At 46.2% G+C, this 19,015-nt stretch carries 9 protein-coding genes; 4 read left to right on the forward strand and 5 right to left on the reverse strand.

What is annotated here, in order from left to right; all coding sequences use genetic code 11:
• Positions 1-39: 39 nt before the first annotated feature.
• Positions 40-810: a ribonuclease PH gene (rph, locus tag B4K11_RS01225; protein ID WP_292951980.1), complete on the reverse strand. Its 771-nt coding sequence runs from the start codon at positions 808-810 to the stop codon at positions 40-42.
• Positions 811-1,023: 213 nt separating this feature from the next.
• On the opposite strand from rph, the gene B4K11_RS01230 reads away from it, so the two are divergent.
• Complete coding sequence (locus tag B4K11_RS01230) at positions 1,024-1,887, forward strand: YicC/YloC family endoribonuclease (protein WP_292951977.1); 864 nt, start codon at positions 1,024-1,026, stop codon at positions 1,885-1,887.
• A 717-nt stretch (positions 1,888-2,604) separates the two neighbouring features.
• Here B4K11_RS01230 and B4K11_RS01235 read toward each other — a convergent pair.
• The 3 genes from B4K11_RS01235 to B4K11_RS01245 all read right to left on the reverse strand — a co-directional run bounded on the left by B4K11_RS01235 (position 2,605) and on the right by B4K11_RS01245 (position 4,526).
• The gene (locus B4K11_RS01235) at positions 2,605-3,165 is read right to left on the reverse strand and encodes a carbonate dehydratase (protein WP_292951974.1); all 561 of its coding nucleotides are present in this window, start codon (positions 3,163-3,165) and stop codon (positions 2,605-2,607) included.
• 30 nt (positions 3,166-3,195) lie between these two features.
• Entirely contained in the window at positions 3,196-3,978 is a 783-nt protein-coding gene (locus B4K11_RS01240) for an amidohydrolase family protein (RefSeq protein ID WP_292951971.1), read from the reverse strand.
• A 74-nt stretch (positions 3,979-4,052) separates the two neighbouring features.
• On the reverse strand, positions 4,053-4,526 hold the full coding sequence (locus tag B4K11_RS01245) for an amidohydrolase family protein (protein ID WP_292951968.1): 474 nt from the start codon (positions 4,524-4,526) through the stop codon (positions 4,053-4,055).
• Positions 4,527-4,896: 370 nt separating this feature from the next.
• On the opposite strand from B4K11_RS01245, the gene B4K11_RS01250 reads away from it, so the two are divergent.
• From B4K11_RS01250 to B4K11_RS01260, 3 genes are read left to right on the forward strand one after another with little or no spacing between them, the layout of a single operon-like run.
• Positions 4,897-5,757: an HAD-IIB family hydrolase gene (locus B4K11_RS01250; protein ID WP_292951965.1), complete on the forward strand. Its 861-nt coding sequence runs from the start codon at positions 4,897-4,899 to the stop codon at positions 5,755-5,757.
• A 9-nt stretch (positions 5,758-5,766) separates the two neighbouring features.
• The gene (locus B4K11_RS01255; protein WP_292951962.1) at positions 5,767-6,993 is read left to right on the forward strand and encodes a glycosyl transferase; all 1,227 of its coding nucleotides are present in this window, start codon (positions 5,767-5,769) and stop codon (positions 6,991-6,993) included.
• Between the two features lie 9 nt (positions 6,994-7,002).
• The gene (locus tag B4K11_RS01260) at positions 7,003-8,748 is read left to right on the forward strand and encodes a sugar phosphorylase (RefSeq protein ID WP_348703700.1); all 1,746 of its coding nucleotides are present in this window, start codon (positions 7,003-7,005) and stop codon (positions 8,746-8,748) included.
• Between the two features lie 88 nt (positions 8,749-8,836).
• On the opposite strand, the gene B4K11_RS01265 is transcribed toward B4K11_RS01260, so the two are convergent.
• On the reverse strand, positions 8,837-19,015 hold a 10,179-nt coding region (locus tag B4K11_RS01265), incomplete at its 5' end, for a hypothetical protein (protein WP_292959191.1).

Below are 19,015 nucleotides of genomic sequence, written 5' to 3' on the forward strand. Positions count from 1 at the left end.
GAGCCAATGGCTCCTTTTTAGTGTGTAAAACCGAAGGGATTATTCAGCTAATGCTTTCTTCTGTAACTCAACCAGCTCAGTGATACCTTTGCGGGCCAGATCAAGCATCGCATTCAGCTCATCTTGTGAATAAGGAGCGCCTTCAGCCGTTCCCTGAACCTCAATGAAGCCACCTTTGCTTGTCATGATAACGTTCATATCTGTTTCTGCTTTGCTGTCTTCCGCGTAATCTAGATCTAGTACCGGCTCGCCATCATAGATACCTACAGAGATCGCAGCGATTGATTGTTTAATCGGATCGCCTTTCATCGCACCATTTTTATCTTGTTTAAGTACATTGATAGCATCTTGAAGCGCAACAAATGCACCCGTAATAGAAGCGGTACGTGTGCCACCATCAGCCTGAAGAACGTCACAGTCAATCGTAATTGTATTCTCGCCCAGCTTTTTAAGATTCAGTGCAGCACGTAAAGAGCGACCGATTAAACGCTGAATCTCTACCGTGCGGCCTGTTTGCTTACCACGTGCAGCTTCACGGCCGTTACGAGATGTTGTAGAGCGCGGTAGCATGCCATATTCAGCGGTTACCCAACCTTGGCCAGTTCCACGCTGAAAACGGGGTACGCCGCGTTCTACCGTCGCTGTACAAAGTACCTTAGTGTTGCCGAATTCAACTAATACCGAGCCTTCTGCATGCATAGTGAAGTTGCGAGTGATCTTCACCTCGCGCATCTGATCGTTCTCACGACCACTTGGACGGTGCTTTTTAATGCCAAGAGTTTGCAGTTGTTCTGAGATAGATGAAGTCATGCCTGTCCTTTATCAAAAGTGCTTTATCAAATTCGGGTATGCGATAGCGTGGCAGCGTGCTGCTAGGCTGGTACAATTATTGTTAATCAGGTTATTTTAATCGAGAATGAATCATATAACACCAAGAACAGACCACCGTCTCAGACGGTAAGGTTAAATTTTGGTGATAATTAACCGTTTTATCGACACATACAAAAAGAGTTATAACACCTTATGACACGTAGCATGACAGCGTTTGCTCGACAGGAAGCTGAGCAAGAATGGGGTTCCCTTAGCTGGGAGATTAGATCAGTTAACCATCGTTACCTTGAACCCCATCTGCGGTTACCCGATAACTTAAAAGAGCTTGAAGGCTTTTTACGTGAAAAACTACGTAAAACACTCAGCCGTGGAAAAGTAGAATGCACCCTACGTTTTACACCTGAAGCCAAGGTACAGCAGCTGGTGGTGAATGAACACTACGCTAAAGAAGTGATACAAGCCGCTGAATCTGTACAAGGGATGCTGAGTAACCACCAAGCGTTAGATGCCTTAGAACTCCTGCGCTGGCCCGGTGTGCTGCAAGATACAAAACTCGACATGGACCTAGTGAAAACCTCCGCCAAGGATCTATTTGGTAAAGCGCTAGACGATCTATTGGAAGGGCGAAGCCGCGAAGGTTTTGAACTCGCTGTGTTAATTAATCAGCGCTTAGATGCAATCAGCGAAATCGTCGCTGAAGTGCGCGAAAAAATGCCACAGATCCTACAGAATCAACGCGATAACCTAGCGCAGCGTTTAGAAGAACTAAAAGTCGAACTTGATGAATCCCGTCTAGAACAAGAGATGGCCCTGTTAGCCCAAAAAGCCGACGTCGATGAAGAGATGGACCGCCTAGATACCCACGTACAAGAAGTACGCCGTGTCCTAAAACAAAAAGGCCCTATAGGACGTCGCCTCGACTTCCTGATGCAAGAACTTAACCGCGAAGCGAACACCCTATCATCTAAATCTATTGTAGCGAATACTACGCAGTGCGCCGTAGAGCTTAAGGTACTTATTGAGCAGATGCGTGAGCAAATTCAGAATATAGAGTGATGCGCACCTCGTTATTATTTAACGAATAAGGAAGCGTGAGCTTCCTTTTTTATTGTTCGATATAAGCCAACATAGCTTTTTAAGTATTCACTGAATAGAAAATTTATTGCTTCTTACAGCAGTGAGTTTTCTGCTGGCACACTACTCACCTTTGACGCAGCCGAGTATCGCAGAGCGCTAAGGATTAAATGGATATTTGTTTGAGCCTTCCCCTATAAAAATAGCGAGTTTATATCCATGCCTTAGCGCTTGAGAAACACAGGGGACCGAAGGCAAGGAATAGGCGGCTAAGGGATTCTTAAGGGGGAGAGCTGTTGTTCCCCCTTGAGGGCTGAAAGCCTAAAAATAAAAAAGAATAATAGGTTGGAGGCCGCTATGGTGCTGAAGCTTTTCAGTAAACTTATGATCATTCGCTCAGGGGCTGAGCTCCTACAGCTAAAAGGGCCAAATCCCTTTAAAGATAATCACCCCTACCCGCAACGAACTCCATGCTGGCACAAACTACCCACCTTTGACGCAGCCGAGTTTCTAAAAGACTCGCTCAGCACCCTTCGGGCATAAAGGGCTGAGCTCCAACAGGAATCTCGCGAAGCGAGACAAGGAACAGGCGGCTGTTTTTAAGAAAGTGCACTCTTAAGGGGAAAAGCTGTTGTTCCCCCTTGAGGGCTGGAAGCCTAAAAGAAATAAACCTCGTTCAGAGGCTGAAAAGCCACTCACCTATAACTCATTAGAGATCTTCTTATATCCCTCCACCAACCAGTGGTTAGCTGCAACCACGGACTCAGAAAATGAGGAGTAGTCCGGTGGGACTTGCTCTATCTGGCCAAGATCGAAATTTGGACCGATATTGGTCATTGGCGGGACATGCCTTTTGGGTGGTAGATCCAATCCATCGATGACGCAGTTATGGCGAATAACGCAGCCATTATTAATATGAGATCGGAAGACCACGCTGTTAAATCCGATAAAGACATCGTCTCCCACTTTGCAGGGGCCGTGGATGATCGAACGGTGGGCGATAGAGGTACGCTGGCCTATAGTAACTGCGGCTCCGGATTTTGAGTGGATTACGACGCCATCTTGGATATTGGAATCACGCTGGATAATAATCGGTTCCATCTTACCATCAGCGTCTACCTCATCTGCACGGATCACCGCGTAAGGCCCGACAAAAACATTGTCTTCGATAATGACATGACCACAGATAATGGCGGTTGGATCGATAAAAGCTTTCTCCGATACTTGAGGACTCAGGCCTGAAGGGTTTTTTCGCAGCATTGTTGGTTATCCGTTTCATATTTATGAAAGTTAGCGTGAAAATTTAAGTGCCATGGCTGCCGATTCGGAGCAGAGTTGATGGCCATCGAAAACCTGAGTGCCATTGACCCAAGTGGACAGAATCTGCGAACTAAAAGTATGCCCATCAAACGGTGTCCAGCCGCAGTGATAACGGCATGATGCGTGGCTGGCTTTGGTTTTGCCTTTAGGGTCAACTAAAACCAGATCGGCAAAATAGCCTTCACGCAAGAAACCCCTTTCCAAAACGCCGTAACGAAGCGCTGGGTTATGTGCTGTTTTCTTGACGACTTGTGCGATGGACAAGCGCTGGTGGTGGACATGGTCTAGTAGACTTAACAGGGCATGTTCCACAAGAGGAAGCCCCGCGGGTGCTTGCATATAGCCTTGCTGTTTTTCCTCCCAGGTATGGGGAGCATGGTCAGTCGCTATGATATCGATCTGCCCCGTATGTAGGGCTTTCAAAAGGGCGTCTCGGTCACTGGCTGATTTGATCGATGGATTACATTTGATCAGGTTTCCACGGACCGGGTAATCCTCATCTGAGAACCAAAGATGATGGACACAGGCCTCAGCGGTGATCGATTTTCCAGCCACGGGTCCCGCTTCAAACAGGCTTAATTCTTGCTCGGTTGTGATATGTAAAACATGTAGCTGACTGCCATAACGCTTAGCTAGCCCAACGGCATAAGATGAGGAGGCATAGCAGGCCTTAGCTGAACGGATGGCAGGGTGATCAATAATTTGGGGTTCGATACCTGATCGTTCGTAATTATCTAAGTTGCGCTGAATCACCGGTCCACTTTCGCAATGGGTGACGATCAGTGTGGGACTCTCTTGAAAGATAGCCTCTAGCGCTTCAGGCGCTTCTACCAGTAAGTCCCCGGTGGACGCCCCATAAAAACTTTCACCCCACAATGAAGCGATGGGTCTAATCGTTTTATCTGCTCTAAATTATCTTGGGTCGCGCCAAGATAAAAAGCGTAATTAGCGACAGAGCTTTGTGATGCCAATCCGTATTTATGCTCTAGTGCAACAATGGTCGTCGTTGATGGATTAACGTTCGGCATCTCCATAAAGCTGGTGATACCGCCTGCGACCGCGGCCCTAGATTCACTGGCGATGTTTCCTTTATGGGTCATACCGGGTTCCCGGAAATGTACCTGATCATCGATCATCCCGGGTAGTAACCAACAGCCATCGGCATCGATAATATCGTCGTTGGCATTGGCCGAAATTTCTCCCGCTATCTGCTCGATACGCTGGCCCGAGATCCGCAGATCGGCTTCAATTTTGATGCCTTCATTAATCAGGATCGCATTTTTAATTAAAGTGGTTTTCATAACTGGCGGGTATCTCCAATAATCAGAACCTGTTGCAAGTTAGGCTAAACTTTAGGATAGAAATATTTGGTTGTCTGTACGGAGGTTGGCCACTGAATGGCTTAGTGAATTTGTTGATATGTTATATCATAACCAATAAAAGTATTGTAACTTAACAAAGTGTTAGGGGAGGCGGAGGCCTTTATAGGGGGAGTTTTGATATAGCTTAACTATCTTTCGCCCGCTTTCGGCATGTTTCCTGCTGTATATCTAATTAAGTTAATTAACAGACGGAATAAGTGTTTTTTTAAGCTAAAAACGCACTTAATTGGTGCGGTTTTGGGGTGTTTAATAAGTATTTGCACTTGAATGGTTGTATATGAATGGATTTATGCACCAAAAAATTCTGATTTTTACTGATGTAGATGGCTCGTTACTGGATCACCATAGCTATAGCTATTCAGCTGCGGAGCCGCTGCTAGAAGATCTGCGAACTGCAGACGTTCCAGTTATACCTGTAACGAGCAAAACCCGTGCTGAATTGCAGGTGTTGCGGACGGAGCTGCAAAATAGGCATCCATTTATTGTGGAAAATGGTGCTGCGGTATTTATACCTAAGGCGTGTTTTCCTGAGCTGGTGGGCAATGCAGATACGGTTGATGATCTTTTTTGTTATGCCTTTTCAGAACCGCGCGCCTATTGGCAAGCCCTTTTAAAGGAGCTAGAAACTGAATTTGAACACTTATTTACAACCTTTGAAAAAGCCGGTGTGAAAGGCATCATGGAGATGACCGGGTTGTCGAGAGCCGCAGCTGAGAGGGCTAACCAACGTGATTTTAGTGAACCGGTAAGCTGGTTAGGCGATGAGAAAAGTAAGCAAGCATTTATAGCCGCAGTTGAAGCGCGTGGCGCTACGGTATTGCAGGGCGGGCGGTTCTTACATATCACCGGTGGTTGCGATAAAGGTAAAGCTGTTCAATGGCTCTGTCAGCAATATCAGGATCATTATGCTGGTTTGGATCTTCTGACACTCGCTGCCGGAGATAGTCATAATGATATCGCGATGCTGGAGGTGGTTGATAAACCGATCATCATTCGTTCGCCGATTCAAACCATTCCAACCCTTAAGCATCGTGATGTTTATATCACTAATAAATATGGCCCTGAGGGTTGGGTTGAAGCGGTCAGCAAGCTGATTGCACCGACTATATCGTGTCCCCCATCTAACAACTCATTACTTGGAAACGACTGAGGATTAATTATGGCTGATTTCTATCAGAACGGAATTATTACCACCTTACATAATCTTGCGGATCGCCCAGTGGAAGAGTTGGAAAGTGATCTTGTGAAGTTTAGTAAGAAGCGCCCATTGGGGTTACTCCTACCGTCTTTGTTTTCGGAGCTTGAAGGGCCAGCGTTGGGCCATATTGTCGATGAGATAGCTCAGGTTCCCTATTTAGATGAGATTGTGATCGGTTTGGACCGTGCTGATGAAAATCAGTACCAATATGCTCAGGAGTTCTTTAAAAAACTGCCTCAGCATCATCGTATTTTATGGAACGATGGTCCACGCCTAAGAGCCATTGATGCAGAGCTACAAGCGTTAGGTTTAGCACCTAAAGAGCCTGGGAAGGGACGGAATGTTTGGTATTGCATGGGTTATATTCTTGCATCGGGGCGCGCTGAATCGATTGCTCTTCATGACTGTGATATCACTACTTATAGCCGCGATTTACTGGCGCGTTTAATCTATCCAGTTGCTCATCCGCAGTTTAACTATGAATTCTGTAAAGGTTTTTATGCTCGTGTCTCGGATGGAAAAATTAATGGCCGTGTCTGCCGGTTATTGGTAACACCTTTACTCAGAGCGTTGAAGAAAGTCTACGGTGATAGCCACTATTTAGAGTATATGGATAGTTTTCGCTATCCCTTGGCGGGCGAGTTTTCGTTCCGTCGGGATGTGCTAAATGATATTCGTATACCGAGTGATTGGGGGTTAGAGATTGGAGTGCTTTCGGAAATGCACCGTAACTACTCTAACAACCGTTTATGTCAGGTGGATATTGCTGATGTTTACGACCATAAACATCAAGACCTATCGTTAGATGATGCTAAAGCGGGACTTTCAAAAATGTCGATCGACATTAGCAAAGCGCTGTTTCGTAAGTTAGCGACTCACGGTCACACCTTTAATACTGAAACATTCCGTACTATTAAGGCCACTTACTTCAGGATCGCGTTGGATTTCGTTGAAACCTATCACAATGATGCGTTGATGAATGGTTTGCAGCTGGATATTCATGGTGAAGAGGAAGCGGTTGAGATGTTTGCTCGCAATATTATGACCGCTGGTGATGACTTCCTCGATAATCCAATGGAAAAACCGTTTGTGCCGAGTTGGAGCCGGGTAGTCAGTGCTGTACCAGATATATTTGATCGCTTAGTGGAAGCGGTAGAACTGGATCACCAAGAATTTTCTGCAAGATGAGTTAGATCAATGATGAATAGTGCTAAGGAACAGCTGAAGTTTACAGTTAAAAGCCACCTAGATTTAATTTATCAACATATCTCAGATGTTGATGTTGAATCGCTTACGGATGAATTAGTCGCATTAATGCGGCTGGATAATGTAGCGGTAGAGCCTGTCCCTCATCAAAATCACTGGGATGAGCAAGATGTCCTGATGATCAGTTATGGCGATGCTTTGCATGATCACTCAGAATCAGCTCTGCATACACTCTACCGTTTTCTTCATGAGCCTTGTGAGGGGTTGATCTCTGGGGTACATATACTGCCCTTTTTTCCATACAGCTCGGATGATGGGTTTTCTGTTTGTGATTTCTCAAAAGTTCGTGAAAGTGCAGGGAACTGGGAAGATATTCAGCGGATATCGAGTGAATTTCGTTTAATGTCTGATTTGGTTATTAATCACAGCTCTTCGGAAAGTCGTTGGTTTGATAACTTCGTTAAAGGTGAAGGCGTTGGTCATGATTATTTCTTTACCGCATCACCTTCAGATGACCTTTCCCAGGTTGTTCGCCCACGTACAAGTGACTTGTTAAGAGCGGTGGAAACGGAAAAGGGCATTCAGCATGTTTGGTGCACCTTCAGCCATGACCAGGTTGACCTTGATTTTCGAAATCCCGCTGTGCTGAAAGAGTTTACTAAGATCATTAGGCTCTATCTGGATAAAGGCGTGAATATTTTTCGTTTGGATGCGATCGCATTTCTTTGGAAAGTGCCGGGCACTCGCTGTCTTAATTTAGATGAAACTCATGAAGTTGTTCGACTCCTGAGAACACTGATTGAGTATGCCTGCCCTAAGGCGATGATTATTACCGAAACGAATATACCAAGCCGGGAAAACCTATCTTATTTTGGTAATGCAAACGAAGCACACTGTGTTTATAACTTTTCACTGCCACCATTGCTTCTGCAAGCATTGATGACTGGTAATAGCTTTTATCTGCGTCAGTGGATGATGAGTATGCCACCGGCGCAAGATGGCACGGCTTACTTTAACTTTATCGCTTCTCACGACGGTATCGGCCTTCGGCCTGTTGAGGGCATACTGAACGACGAAGAGGTGGAGCGGCTGATTGAAACGATGCAACTGTTTGGCGGGCATGTTTCTTGGCGAGCGTTAGATAATGGCGAAAATAAGCCTTATGAGATCAACATTGCCCTGTTTGATGCTTTGCAGGGTACATTGAAAGGTAAGGATCATTTAGGTGTTGAACGCTATTTGTGTGCACACCGTATTATGTTTGCTTTGGAAGGGATTCCGGCTATCTACTTTCAGAGTTTAGTGGGCTCTCATAATGATCATGCACGTGTTGAAATGACGGGACATGCGCGTTCTATCAATCGTCACCATTGGGAATATGATGAATTACTGCAAGTGCTCGAAGATTCTACTAGTCATCACCATCGTGTGTTCAGCGAGATAAAGCGACTGATTGCACTGAGAGTACAGCAACGAGCATTCCACCCTAACGCCACTCAGTTTACCCTTCATTTAGGTGAGAACTTGTTTGGTTTTTGGCGTCAAAGTATTGATCGCCGCCAAAGTGTTTTTTGTATTAATAATATTAGCGATCAGCCTGTAAACCTGCTGTTGTCAGATTTGAACTTGATCGGTACCCATGAATGGTACGATCTAATAAGCGAACGGCGGTATTCAGATCTACATGAAACAGTCGAACTTAAGCCATATCAAAGCTTATGGTTGACGAACCAATGAGGTCGCGCGCTAAGAGCTAAAAGAAGTATCTCGAAAATAGTCCCTTTTTTAGCCTTTAAAAGTGTACAGAATTATAGTTCTTTTGGTTTTATTGAACGTTATTAAATAGAAGTAGCGGTGGTTCAAGTCGGAGGTCTGTCGATTTTTCCACGAGAGGTGCCATTCTCGACATCTCTAGCGATTCTTGATTACAGACAGATGTAATGAGTCGATTGATGGCTCGGCCTGAACTATCAGTGCTGTAGTCGACAGCGAGGCAGTAATCCCCTTTACCTCGTAGGTAAGACATCACTCTGCCACCCCCTAAGTAGTCAGGCTTCATCCATAGCTGGTTTGGACTATCTGATCGACAGGTGCCTAATAATACTGGTGGACGAAGATTTGGGGTAGAGCAGAGTTCGGCACGTGAATACATAGGTCCACGAGTCAATCCATCTCTGAGCACCTCAGGTATATCGTCATACAAGAAGTTGTCTTGAGAGCTATGCTGGCAGAATTGATCAACTTCTTGTTGATCTTTTATTTGCCAAGCTAGCTGGTCATTGCCGTTTTCATCTTTAGTTGTTGGAAGCATAAGGCACTGCCCAGTGGCTTCACTTCTTAATCTATAGGTGCCTGCGATCTCGGCATCGTAGTAGCGGAATGCTTTTGAAACCTGCAGTGGCGATGTTGAGTCACCACAGCCAGCAGCGCCTAGACGGCGTTCAGGCCTATCTGAGTTTCGTACCTCTAAGCATTGCTGGGTATTGTTCTCATTACCTAAGCGTAGTTGTAGAGCATGTGACTCAAAAGCAGCCGCATTATTCATATCCACATAGTCTTGATAGCTGGTTTTAAGAGTGCCCGACACTGTTGGCATGGCCATCATCGTCAGATCAACAGGTGCGCTTCCCTGTTGGTTAATAAAAGAGATGGAGTCGCTTTTGTAAAACTCCGAGTTTCCATTGACCAAGAAGATAAACCCATTATCAAGGCCATCCTCTTTGGCGCTATAGTAAACTTTCTTGTCGTTGAATTTGTGCGAGAGATAACCGTTTTCTAGCTCAAAGATCTGTTCAGCTGAACCGTATTCACAAGCAGATAAACGGAGAACACCACCTGTATTAGGTAGAGGCATCGTTAAGCACTGTTTATCATTTCGGAAGTAGATTCTTATTGAGTTATTTCCTAGGGTTTCAGCTTTATAAAGAGCGATATCGTTGCGATTATTGCCGTCTTCGCATCGTTTTAGCCCTAAGTTACTGTTTACATTAAAGTAGTCCTCTTGGCTTTCCGCCATAACTTCACGGGAGAAACCACCGGATGCCAAGCAGTAAGCATTACCATTACTATCAGGCTTAATTATTTGAAGCCAACCATAGCCAATAGTCTGTGAGCCTTTAAATAAGGCGTATTCAGGAGTGAATGGTTGAGGTTCCGGGATCGCGATTTGCTCTTCCCCTTGAGGGCGTTGCTCAAGGCTAGGGACTATGGGTTCCGCTAAAGCGAGTGCCTCAGTGGAACGCTTCTTGGCTGGACCGATGAGTCGCATATCTTGAGAGTTTGCTCCGCAGCGAGTCGCAGTTGGCTCTCCGTTTGTTAGATCAAGGCAGAATCCTGCCGCTGCATCGGTGCCCTGTAATTTGAAACTATTAGGGCTGTTTGCAGCACGTTTTTTCCATATCTGACCAGTGCTACCTTCCCTACATGCCCTTGGAAGCAAAGGTATGTTTTGAATTGTATTGGGATCACCCGGCATATCAATATAGGTTTCACCATTAACGAGTTTTACGACTGGAAGTGATAGGCAGGCTCCAGTGCTGTCACTTTTAATGCGGTAAAACTCTTCATTATTTGATGAGGTTAGCTCTGTAGCTGGGTACAATCCAAAAGCTGTATCAGCTTCGGTGATCCCCGCTGGTGGGTTAGTATCTTGGCGTTCTAAGTCTTCCCAGATAGGATCAAGACAATCATGAGCTTCAATTGTCATCTCGCCTGTGGTTGAGTAAAAGCGGTCAGCTACACCGCTTAGACATTTATCAGCATTGACGAATTGTAATTGTTGGGCAAACTGTGCAGCGATACCATTTTCCTGCTCGGCCGTTAGTTGTTCAAAATCTACGGCGGTTTGTGTAGAAGGATGAGAAGGAATGGTTTTACTTTCGTCCATGCGTTTGGCAAGGTGTAACAGCTGAGATGGCGCGCCACATTCTGCAAGCTCTACAGGTGCATAAGTTCCCCCCTTGGTTTGGCTGAGGCAGGTTTCTGTTGCGACGTTTGCTAGGGCGAAAAAACCATTCTCATAGGTTTGCTTGAGCCACAGTTGTTGCTCTCTACCATAGATGCAGTGCTCGACACTTGGAACCCCATCGGGTGATATGGAGAGACAGCGGTTAGCACCACTTACAAAAATTCTTTGAATGTTATTCATGCCCACTTCAGCACGCTGAATGCTTGTTGCGGGATAACAGCTTTCATCGTCATTAAGACTGACAGCATAAATACCGTGTTGTTGCGATCTAGATAAACAGCGTGAGCTTTCGGCAAAGATAACCGCCGAGAAAACACCTTCTGAATCCCCAGTCATTATTCGGTTTTGGTCGCGAATCTCTTTCTGTACGGTTTCTTCAAACTGAATGTCCGCAGCTAATCGAGCCTGGCTTATATCCGTTGGGTAGAACTGGAAATAGTTATCGATTGTAGCTGTGTTGCAGGGAATCATTTTACGGGCATGGCCAGTGTTACTATCGCGTGTTAGGCAGCGCCCGAACTCGGGGTCTTTGAAAACAATTAAAGCGCCATCAATGCTAAAAGCTTTGCCTCGGTTATTCGGGTCATATTGGAGTGGTTGATCGAGCGCCATCGTCCAGTGGGCTTCTAGATTAGCGTCCTCGCGATCTGAATACTTATAGTGGTAATTTTGATCATTAACATTGTCTTTGTTCCAACCCATGGCGACTGCCCAGCCATTATGGTTATTCTGCATTACCAGTTCTGTCAGGCCATCTTCTGTGTAGTTTATTCTCCATTTATGGCAACTACTGCGCTCCTGATCCGACATGAGCGAGTATATACCGGTATGAAGTTCGCCGAAGGATTGCATGCATTGACCACGTTGTACTAGATGTCCGTCAATCGCATGTTTGTACTTGCGTGCGTAATCAGGAAAAACCGAGCTGGCGGTCCAGTTTAGGCTGTTTCCTTCCGGTTGCGCCCAAGCATGATTACAGTCGACAAGAGTGAGTGCACCTGTGGATGGGGCTGTTCTATTAGAATCCTCAGGGACAGCGATACAGAGGTTTCCACCCAGAGCCGTCGTCACAAAGTTGCCCGAAGGCGAATAACTCCATTTTTGGCTGTCTGCATTTGTACAGTTATCGGCTAAACGAACAGATTTCTGGCCTACATCGTTTAAGTATGCTTCTGCACAACGGGTGTGTGAGCTATGAATAATCCACCGATGTTGAGTTCCATGCCAATAATAATCAACGGTTTGAATGCGGCGCGCTTGCTCATTAAAAATAAAGTGATTCCGGTCCGTACCATCACATTTCGTGGCAATAAAATCGTCTGTGCTTAGATTGTTTCGCATACAGATCGAGCCACCATCAGATCGGCCAGTATGCATAATGACCATGGCATCTCGGTGGAAGCAGCTTTTAAAAATCGGGTTCCATATTTGGTGTTGCATACATCGTTGTGGTGTTACGTAAAAATACCTAGGTGGTTCCGACTTTTTGCCAAATAAGTCTCCTAAGCCTCCGATAAACCCGCCGACAACGTTGCCTAATGCACTTGCTACTGAGTTACCTAATGCTAGAGGATCACCAGATTTCATAGCGTCTAATGAGTTGGTTGAAAGATCGCGGATCTCGTTAATGGCGTTATTGATAGGTGCACCGAGTGGTCCGGCAAGTCCTATAACGCCTTGACCAATGCCAACAACTGAGCGGAAGCCTTCGTAGGCATATTCTGCACCTTGGCTTGCTGCCCACGCCGTCATTTTCGCGGCTTCTCCAAGTTTAGCTAGGAGTTCACCACCGCAATCCAGAGGGTTCGGAATATCATCATAAATTCTGAAGGCTGAAGCGGTCACGACTGACCATGGATCGCCACCTTCCGGGAAAGACATCTCAGCTTTGACTCGAATCGGGATATCAAAGCACCCACTTCGAGGGGCTTCCATCCAAGCTGTAGAGGGCGAAATCTCAGCGCTTATATGTCTACTAGGCAAGCCGAGTATCGACACATTACCGCCAATTAAGATAGAAGAAGCGGGTGGAGTGGATGCTTTTAATTGTTTTTTCTCTAGACTGAATGAGCCTTCACCTATCGCAGGTATTCCATCGATGAGAGAGAGACCTGGCATGGCGAGAGAACCTGAAAGCTGAACTTTTTGCCCTCCCGCAATCGGGATGATCGGTTGATTACCTGAAACAGAGAAATTGTTTCCGTCAAAAGGGGATGCTGCATTAATCTTGGCGTTTAGATAGAACCCGTCCAGCAAGTTTACTTTATAAATTCCATTAGCAAGATTTGCTTGGAGTCCCACAAAGTCTAGAAGTAGCTCACCCTCTGCATGGAGTCCCAGTCCGAGCGGAGGTCGAACAGATGACTTTGCGGGCAGACTATCCCCTGGGGTCACAAAGTAAATTTCCGGATTCCTTAGGGCGACCATGTTGAGAGGGGAGTTTTCGATCAGGTTGAGCATCGCATCAGCGCCGTCAGTTCCGCCTGAGGACATTTCGTTGCGAAGGTAATTAAGCGCAGGGGCTGCGACTGGATCGTTAGGTAGCCTTTGCATCACATTCGACGCTAAGTTGTTTGATCCTTTCAGGGCCAACTTAAATAGACTGTTAGTCAGTGCCATTTGTGTGGTTGGCGTGACTAAGAGAGTAGGGCCTAACGTCCCATCCTCGTTGCGCGGACGGCCAAACTGGGTTGCGAGTTGGGTCGGAACACCTCCGGCCCATGCGGAATTCAAGTCAAAGAAGAACTGGTTTTCCCTAAATATTGCTTTACTGGTGCTGACGTTGACGATGGTTCCGGTGGGGCTTAGGCCAATGCCGACTGATGCATCTGTTAGGCTGAGATCTTCAAAGCCCATCGGGTCATCCCACTTATCATTGACGGTGGCGCTTAAGGTGAGTGTAGGTGTACTGGTCTCGCCGAACTGATAATCCAGTTGCAGGGTGGTATTTAACGGATCAGAGAATGTACCGGGATCATCAAGCTGGGGTAGCTTAAGCAAAGCATCGGTTGCTAAACCTACGGTCAGAGGTCCAGTGATACCGGTTACCAGTTCCTTAGATACAAACACCTTAGCGTTGGCGTCATTAATCGATATCAGACCGCCGGGAAGATCGGGGAGGGTAAAGCCGGTTGTGTGGGTGTACAGAGAAACTTTACGATCGTCTCCCGTAAACAGGCCACCGATACCGCCTCCCAGCACGATGTCATTGCCTATTCCGAAAGAGGCGCCGAGAATGTCACGGGTGACTTCGGGGAAGAACTCAAGATTTGCTTTGGTGATGAAGGTGATGCCGTCATTAACCTGAAGTTTCACGCCGATCTTGTCGTCAATCAGACCTTTGAATAGGTCATCAAATAGCACATCGGGCAGGTGATCCAATCCAAAGGCACTTTGTTGCTTATTACTAATGATGAATAGTCCGCTGGGAATCTGGATCTGATCAAGTGGTGATAGTTTAGAAGGAATGATTGGAGAGAGGTCGGTTACGTCCTCTTTTTTTACCATCAACATGAAATCCGTGCTATTAGCGGCCAAGCTGCCTCTGCCGGACAGGGATAATGTCTCTATCTGAGCCTTGAACCGGCCTGAGACGGCTTGTTTCGCTAGTAGGAACTTCTCAACAGAGCCATCGAGGGCATTGGTCATCACTTTGGGGATGCGTGGTAGATCAGAGAGAGCAATTTCTTTCTCGATATAAATATAGGAATTATTTTCGATTTCTTGCGAGGTTTTTAGGTCAACTTTGCCGCTACCAATCCCTTCACAAAGGGGAATTGACCCTTTTGCGACTACGCTACCAAAGGTGGCATGCCCTTCGAATGCGCAATCTTGGGACTTTACTTCACCCTGATATTCAATTTCACCTAAAAAGGCGAGATTGTTCAGTGTTACACCGCCAATGCCAAGCGGATCTGCCCAGTTAACGTTAGTCGTTGGTGTGCTCCCTTCGCTATTTTCATTTTTAGGTGTCGTTTCGGCGGCAGCAAGTTCAGAATTTTCTTCGGTACCTGTATTTTCGATATCTGTTGTTTCTTCCGCAGAGTTCGCTTCACAACCATTAAGTCCCGCAGGAGCAAAACAGTAGCTTAAGCTCTTTTTGTTACTCTCTTGAGTGAAGGTCAGTTCGCCTACCATATCCAGTTTCAGCTCAGTCATAGGCGGTGAAACGCTGGCATTGGAGGAAAGCGTTAGGCTATCGGCCTCTGTGTTGTCGAGTACAAGAGTGGTTGCGCCAAAGCTAAGGATTTCAGTGGGTATTTCAGGCACGCTAAAGCCTTCAATGGCTGCGGTTAGCCGGACTTTAGCTGATGAGTCGGTTGGATCTTCAGTAATTGATCCAGAGAGTAGCAGCGGTTCAGTAATTGAAAGCTGACTCGTCAGTTCGGTAATCAGGGGGTGCCCCGTGCTATCCGGTGCGATTTTACCGCCGAGCATGATCCCATCGGCTAATAATAGTTGGGTGCCGTCAGCAATCAGATCCTCAACAAAGGGTGTAATATGCTCAGGAAGTTCATCAGCATCTAGACTTTCTGTTTCTGCAAAACGTACGGCAAAATAGGCAGGCCCCATCTCAACACTACCGATCGGCTCAGGAATATCCGATTGCAGCATTTTACTGGCGAGTCGTTCGGCTCTGGCGATAAATATCAGATTGCGTTCGTGCTCTTCAGAGGTGCCTGTTGCTGGCTCTGTAGGGGGGGCGCTGGATACATGACCCTGTTCCGCCTTTGCTGGGCCAAAGTAAAATTGCCCAAAGGGGCTGGCGTCGCTTTCTTTTGCTTGTGCTGGCCAGTCGAGTTTTCCGGCAAAACTGTCCAGTGTCATTTCAATGTCGCTAACAATAAACTCATTAACCTTAGGTACTTCCTGAATAGCCGGAAGGTTATTTAAGTTTATTGGGCCAGGTATCATTAAGCTGGCACTTTCAACGCTGATGCTATTTTCAGCAAGATCATGCTCTAGCTCAATTGAGCCGGTAAAGGTTATAGGTTCTGTGCCTAAATCTGCTTTAGACCAGATAGAAAAGTGCTGAGCCCCCTGGTTATTTTTAGATTCGAAGGTGTTGTATAGGGCAATTTCATAGAGGGTGAGGGTTGGAATGCCAAAAGCATTTTTCCATCCTTGAGGGGCTGGTTCCTTGGTTTTCTCTGAACTTTCATCTTCAGAGCTTTCTGCTTCTACCGGTGCTTCTTTGCTGCTGCTATCGTCGTGCTCGAAATGTTGGAGGTTGGCAAAACTTGTTTGCGTGGCTTGGTCTATATTCAGCGCAGTGGAAGCGGCTATCTTGACGCTGAAAGCAGTGTCGTTGTCTTCGATGCTTTTTTCTAAGGCGACCTTACCAGCCATGGCGAGTTTGCGAACACCGCCCAAATTGATGCCGCTATCCTCTTTTAGTGCGAGTTCAATACCGGTTGCGATGGAGGTTTCTATGCTGCCATCTTCGCGGGACAGGTTAAAGACACTGCCATTGAAGGTTAAATATTTTTCTGTATTGGGGATGGTAAAAGCGGAAATGTTGAACTGCAGATCAAAATTGAATAATCGGCTCTCTGATGTTTCCGTTTTTGTTGCAGGGTCTGTTTCTGCTTCATTATCAGAAACGGGGCTTAAGGCTAAATTATTAACTACAGCTACATCAAAATGCCCTTTTGCAACATAACCCTCTTTGGGGATGCTTAGATCATCGAAAGCGGCCGCTTCCTCTTCGCTGACCTCATTGGCATCGTAAAAGCCTACCAGACTTAAGCCATTTTTAACCTGTATAGGGAATAACCCCGGCTGATTGGAATTGAAAAACTCAGCCATTATTTCGGGCAGGGACTCGTTGGACTCGAAGGTGGTGACTTCCTCATCTGCGGTTCCTTCTATCGTAAACAGAGCCGCTGTGCCTAGGGAAAAACTGCCTAATACGGTTTCATTAATATGTGGAATATAGCTAGCCAGATTGACGTCTTCGTGGAGAAACATGATGAGCGGTTTTTGAACTTTATCGCCGGTATATCTTGCAACCCTAACCTCACGGCCATCCATGGTTAAATGTCCGGCTATCAGCTCGTCGTTTATTTCAACACGCGTCAGCTCAACGTTATTAATTATAGGGATTGCGGTGCCTGTAATATCCGCAAGCATTACGCCGCCTGCGAGGGTGAGGGCATAATCAAACTGGGTCTCATCCTCGTTTAAGGAGAGATCTATGTTATAACTAATCTCTCTGGGCTCTCTCGATTGTGAGCTGAAACTTGAAAGCCCGGCAATTTGTAACGAGGTGGTTGGCGGAGACCCAGGCCCATCAGTGGGAGGTTCTTCTTCACTGGCTTGCTCGGGGTCACCGTTGGGTATGATAAAGGTGCCAGTGAAATTGGCAGAAGATAGAGTGATGCCTTGGACATCAACAAGGTTCTGAGCTTTTTTCCGAGTTAAACCACCGACTAAATGAAAAGCCTGTGAGCTGTGTTCGTATGTCAGCTTGGAGCCTTTAGCCTGAAGTACTGTGCCGCTGGAAATAGGGAAGTCGATATCGCTGGTTACCTCGATACCTAAATCGCTACCTAAGCTGATACTCCAATTTGCTTTAGTGATGAGGGAGGGCCCTAAGGGGACGCCTTCTTCGCCGATAGCGACCTTGGCACTAATCACTAAATTGTCGAAAAAATCGCTACCGTAGTGTAGCGCTATATTTTCTGGAGTACGTAGCTCATCTGAGACAAGAGGCTGAGCAGCTTTAGTCGTGGGAGTAACGTTGACGAATAAGGTGTCTTTAAGGACTTGTTTTAAGGTGATTTCGCTATCATTGATCGCTAAAAGCTGTGCGATAGCGTTCCCATCATCAAGATTGGTAAGGTCGGCTGTGCCTAGAAGGTTGATCCCTGGTTTTAACTTGTGTGTTTTTAACTCAGTTCGTGCTGCGAATCTTTCTAGAAGAGAAGCCGTTTTTAAACTGGGTAATTGATCTTCGTTTTCAGCTGGAACCAGCACTAACGCAAGATCATCGAATTGGTCGAGGTCATCTAGAGCTGTGCCGCGAAAATCCGGTGCATAATCTCTAAAGCTAAAGTTGTCGTATGCTAATACAATATTGGAAATGTCAGAATCTTGTGGTGTATAAATGGCGACCTTGGTGAGTAACCCGTTCAGGTAGGTTTCCCCGGTGATTAAGTTGGCTTCTTCGGTAATGTTATCGATGCTTGCTTGAGCGATCTGTTCAGGTAGGTAGGCTCCTTCCCCTGCTAGCTCGTATAGGAATAGTGGTCCTTGATTTTCTTCGCCTTTAGGATTTTCAGGGTTTGGTGAGTTTTTACCAGAACCTGGCTGATTGCCCCCAATGTTGGTGCCGGCAATCAAAAAAGATTGTTGAGAGTCGACGCCAAACGGTTGACCGCTACCGGAAGCAGAGATATTGAGAAAACGGCCTTTGAGTAGATCCCAATTACCGGAATCGGGGTTTCGTAGGTAAAGCTTTCCCCCTCCGAGTGATATATCCTTTTTATTGGATACGAGATAAACCTCGCCATTACCACCTACGCCAATGTCTGATCCTGGTGGATTGTTTTGAATGGCGACCCAATGTTTACCGGTATGCGCAAAGAGTGCACCGGATGAATCGAGTGCCCATCCTCGTCCTTCTGCATCCACATCAATTCTTGAGACGTTGCCCTGCATCTCTTGCCAATTGAGCTCTTTGTCTAGCGTGAATGGTGCTCTTAATACGGTTTTCTTTCCATTTCCTAACGATGCACCCGCTAGCCATATCCATCCTCCTCCAATGCCTACATCTTCAGCTCGAACACCTGCAGATATCCAGCGGCCGTTGCCTGATGTGATGAAAAGCCTTCCTTTTTGGTTAAGGGCTGCGGCGCCGCCGTTATTTGCTGCGTCGATATGAGCAAAATTTCTCTTACTTCCGTACTTTAACCAGTCTTTTTTTTCAGGGTTCCAGCGATAGACTTCTCCGTTCTGGCCGAGCAGCCAGCGCTTATCATTATGAGAGACTCCTATATCGATACCTTTGCCAGCAGTTTGCCACCAGTCAGGTTG

It is taken from the genome of Neptuniibacter sp. UBA6509, assembly GCA_002435145.1.
In the GTDB taxonomy this organism is placed as follows: domain Bacteria; phylum Pseudomonadota; class Gammaproteobacteria; order Pseudomonadales; family Balneatricaceae; genus Neptuniibacter.

What these genes read in the sequence shown, in the direction of transcription:
- rph (WP_292951980.1), bottom strand. Translation starts at nt 810, where the DNA reads ATGACTTCATCTATCTCAGAACAACTGCAAACTCTTGGCATTAAAAAG.
- B4K11_RS01230 (WP_292951977.1), top strand. Translation starts at nt 1,024, where the DNA reads ATGACACGTAGCATGACAGCGTTTGCTCGACAGGAAGCTGAGCAAGAA.
- B4K11_RS01235 (WP_292951974.1), bottom strand. Translation starts at nt 3,165, where the DNA reads ATGCTGCGAAAAAACCCTTCAGGCCTGAGTCCTCAAGTATCGGAGAAA.
- B4K11_RS01245 (WP_292951968.1), bottom strand. Translation starts at nt 4,526, where the DNA reads ATGAAAACCACTTTAATTAAAAATGCGATCCTGATTAATGAAGGCATC.
- B4K11_RS01250 (WP_292951965.1), top strand. Translation starts at nt 4,897, where the DNA reads ATGCACCAAAAAATTCTGATTTTTACTGATGTAGATGGCTCGTTACTG.
- B4K11_RS01255 (WP_292951962.1), top strand. Translation starts at nt 5,767, where the DNA reads ATGGCTGATTTCTATCAGAACGGAATTATTACCACCTTACATAATCTT.
- B4K11_RS01260 (WP_348703700.1), top strand. Translation starts at nt 7,003, where the DNA reads ATGATGAATAGTGCTAAGGAACAGCTGAAGTTTACAGTTAAAAGCCAC.